The 3,881-nt window shown below is 72.2% G+C and carries 1 protein-coding gene and 1 pseudogene; one reads left to right on the forward strand and one right to left on the reverse strand.

What is annotated here, in order from left to right; translation table 11 throughout:
- The coding region (gene bcsA, locus AX737_RS09725) for a UDP-forming cellulose synthase catalytic subunit (protein WP_066920929.1) at window positions 1-1,887 on the reverse strand (1,887 nt) is incomplete at its 3' end.
- Between the two features lie 443 nt (window positions 1,888-2,330).
- Here bcsA and AX737_RS09730 point away from each other — a divergent pair.
- A pseudogene (locus AX737_RS09730) lies at window positions 2,331-3,881 on the forward strand (response regulator); the annotation flags it as partial.

Here is a 3,881-nt window from a genome sequence, read left to right on the forward strand (position 1 = left end):
CGCGCCCGCGACCGGCACGACCGCCAGCGTCCCGGGCAGCGGCCGGTGGCCGGCCCCCGGGCCGAGCGCGGCCGCCGGCATCCGCACGGTGCAGCCCTCCGCCGAGACGCGCTCCACCGCCACGTCCACGGCCCGGCCCCCGAGCGTGAGGTGTCCGCGCCGATCGATCGGCAGCGAGGGCATGCGCTCCAGCTGCCGCCGCTCGGCGCAGACCCCGAGGGCGGCGCCCGCGGTCAGCAGGTTGAAGAGGTTCCACAGGCCGACGACCAGCATCAGGTTCGTCACCCCCGGCTCGAACAGGTAGCGGTAGGCCGCCACCGCGCAGCCGGTCGCGAGCAGCGCGTAGACCGCGAAGAAGGGGCCGGCGAGCGACGAGAGGTGGTCGTGATCGAGCGTCGCGCCCTTGTTGGTGACGTTGAAGGTGGGCTTCCTCGGCGACCAGATCACCGAGACGATCGCCTTCGACAGGTAGAGGCCCTGGACGTACTCGTACAGCTCCGAGACGAAGGGCCAGCGGAACTTGCCGTAGACGTAGTTCTGCATCATCAGGTTGATGACGATGTAGGTCGCCGTATAGGCGATCGATTCGTCCACGCTCGCCACGAAGATCTTCAGGTCGAAAAAGATGTGCAACAGCGGCGCGAACATGAAGATCAGCCGCGGCACGGGGAAGAACCAGAAGGTCATGCTCGACAGGTAGGCGATCTTCTGGATCGGCTTCAGACCCCGCTGGAAGGCCGGGTTCTTCAGGAGCAGGATCTGGAACATGCCCTGGCACCAGCGCGAGCGCTGGCCGATGAAGTCGGCGAGCGTGTCGGGCTGCAGGCCCGCGATCAGCGGGGTGTCCACGTAGGCGCTGGTCCAGCCGCGCGAATGCAGCTCGAAGGCGGTCTCGCAATCCTCCGTGATGGTGATGCCGGAGAAGCCCCCGGCCTCGTCGAGCGCCGTGCGGCGCAGGAGCGCCGCCGAGCCGCAGAAGAATGAGCCGTTCCACTTGTCGAGCCCGGCTTGCGTCACCGAGTAGAACATCTCGTTCTCGGAGGGCATGCGCGCGAAGGTGCGCAGGTTCCGCTCGATCGGGTCCGGGTTGAGGAAGGCGTGCGGGGTCTGGACGAGGAACAGCTTCGGGTCCTCGGCGAAGTAGCCGACCGTCTCGGCCAGGAACGAGCGGAAGGGCACGTGGTCGGCGTCGAGCACCACCACGATCGCGCCCCGCGCGTGGGCCAGCCCGTTGTTGAGGTTGCCGGCCTTGGCGTGCTCGTTGCGCGCCCGGGTCAGGTAGCGGCAGCCGAGGTCGGCGCAGAGCGCCTGCAATTCGGCCCGGCGGGCGCGGGCGGCGGCGGCCTTCTCGGGCGTCGGGTCGGCGCATTTCTGGTCGGTGCCGCCGTCGTCGAGCAGCCAGACGGTGAGCTTGTCGGGCGGGTAGTTCATCTGCCGCGCGGCCGCGAGGGTCATCGCCAGGATCGCGGCGTCCTCGTTGTAGCTCGGCACGAAGACGTCGACGGCGGGCAGATCCGCGGCCGCCGCGGCCGGCGGCGGCCGGCGCCGGAGCGGCTCGGCATTGATGATCAGGCTCACGAAGAGGATGAAGACGCAGTACAATTCGCCGATCAGCAGCAGCAGCCCGAAGCCGAAGCTGACCGGGTCGCCCGGCGAGGGCAGGGTGTCGGTGACGCGCCACAGGATGTAGCGCAGCACCACCAGGCTCCCCATCGCCAGGAAGACGAAGCGGCTGCGCGGCCCATCCAGGAAGAGCCAGAGCCCGATCATCGCCGCCATCGCGGCGAGGCTCATGGCGAGCTGGTTCTGCGTGCCGACAGGCTGGCTCAGCAGGACGAGGCCGGCCGCCGTCACCCCCATCCAGGCCAGCCACCGCACCGCCCACATCACGCCAGCCGCTCCAAGTTCAGGAATCCCCTCATCACCAGATTATGTCGCTTTGTCGCTCAGGGAACATATTTTCTGTCTCCTCCGGAAGACGCGGGCCGAGCTGCGTACGATCCTGTACCGTGCACCCTGCGCATGGTCGGGCTGGCTTGGCCGGAGGGGGGATGTGTTTTCGGCGCCGCCGTAAAGGATTGATCTCGCGATATGAGCCGCGCGTCGTGAAAACTACTTTAATGCCGGCCTGTCCCGCCCGCTGACCGTGCGGTGCAGCAACGCGGTCGGATGCTCGTTTTGCGAGTAATAGAATAGAAAATCACAACCTGAAGAGGTATTTTGTCGCGCCCTGCCGATGGTGTTAACCCGCCCTTAAGCGGCTTGGCCGCCTCGTGGGAGCTACGGAAGCCCGAGGGCCTTCCCTCAGCAAACCGTGCCGGTGCCCCCGCATGCTGGACTCCGTCCGGATCCCGCTCAAGGTCCTGAACGCGGCCCAGCTCGCCGGCATCGCGGCGGCGGCCTTCGCGCTCGCCTGCCTGGGCGGCGGCCTCCCCGCGCCGCGCATCGATCCGGATCCGGGCCTGCGCGGGATTCCCGAGGCGTCACGCAGCTTCGCCGAGGCCGTGGACGAGGCGCTGACCGGCGCGGTCGCGGACGCGCGCAACGTCGCGCTGCTGCTGCGTCCCGACGATCCCGATCTCGCCGACGCGGCGCGCGCGGACCTCGTGCGGGACTGGCTCGCCCTCAACCCGCGCTACCGCGACGCGGTCCTGATCGGCCCGGACGGCACGGTGCGGGCCGCGGGCGAACCGCGCCGCCTCGGCACCAGCGTGGCGCGCGAGCCGTGGTTCGCGCGGGCGCGCAACGCCGAGGCCGTCGTGGCGGGGCCCGAGGCGGACGCGGCGTTCACGGTCGCGCTGGCGCTAGGCGCCCCCGGCCGGTCCGACCGTCTCCAGCTCCGGGCGGCGCCGGCCCTCTTCGACGAGATCGGGGCCCGCGTGCGCCGTGCCCTCGCGCTGCCCGCAGACCTCGCCTTCACGGTGACGGCCGCCGACGGCCGCGCGCTCGCCGGCACCCCGCCGGCCGCCGACGACCCGCGCCCGCACGCCGCGGCGCCGACACGGGGCGGACGGGACCTCGCCAACCCGGGCTGGCTGGTGACGGGCTACGCGTCGGCGGCGAGCCGGGCCGGCACGGGGCCGGACGGGCGCGTGCTGGGCCTCGGCCTCGCCCTCGTGCTCGCGGCCGCCGCCCTCGGCTGGATGCTCGGCGGCCGCGCCGCCCGCCCCCTGCAGCGCCTCGCGGACGGGTCCGCGGGGGGCGAGGCGCCCGCCTCGGCGGTGCGCGAGATCGCGGCCCTGACCGGCTCGCTGCACGACCGGGGCCGCAACGCCGACACGCGGCTCGCCCGCGCCGATTCCGGGCTCGACCGCGTGCGCGGCCGGCTGCACACCTTCGAGGCGATGTCGGGCTGGACCTGCTGGGAGATCGATCCCGAGACCCGGCAGGTGATCTGGTCGGACCCGGACGAGGCCGGGGCGCCCGCCGACCGGGCGGCCGACCTCACCGATCTGGCGGCCCGGTTCGAGCCCGCCGACCACGCCCTCCTCGACCTGACCCTGCGGGCGGCGCTCGCCGCCGACGGCCCGCACGACGCGGTGCTGCGCACCCGGCCGGACGCCGGCGGGGCCGGCGCGCGCGTGCTGGTGCGCTTCCTGCGCGGCACCGACGCGGCGGGGCGCGCCTGCGTGCACGCGCTCAGCCGCGAATTCGGGGCGGCTGCCGACACGCCGGTTGGCCTGAACGAGCGCCGCCGCAGCCATGTCCTGCGCCGCGTCACCGACGGCATCGTCCACGATTTCAACGACGTGCTGACCGTGGTGCTCACCAACCTCGGCGTGCTCAGGCGCCGCCCCGGGCTCGACCCGGAACTCGCCCGGCTCGCCGACACGGCGCTGGCAGGGGCTCAGCGCGGGGCCGCCCTGACCCGGCGCATGCTG

This window comes from Methylobacterium sp. CCH5-D2 (assembly GCF_001556475.1).
Classification (GTDB): Bacteria; Pseudomonadota; Alphaproteobacteria; order Rhizobiales; family Beijerinckiaceae; genus Methylobacterium; species Methylobacterium hispanicum.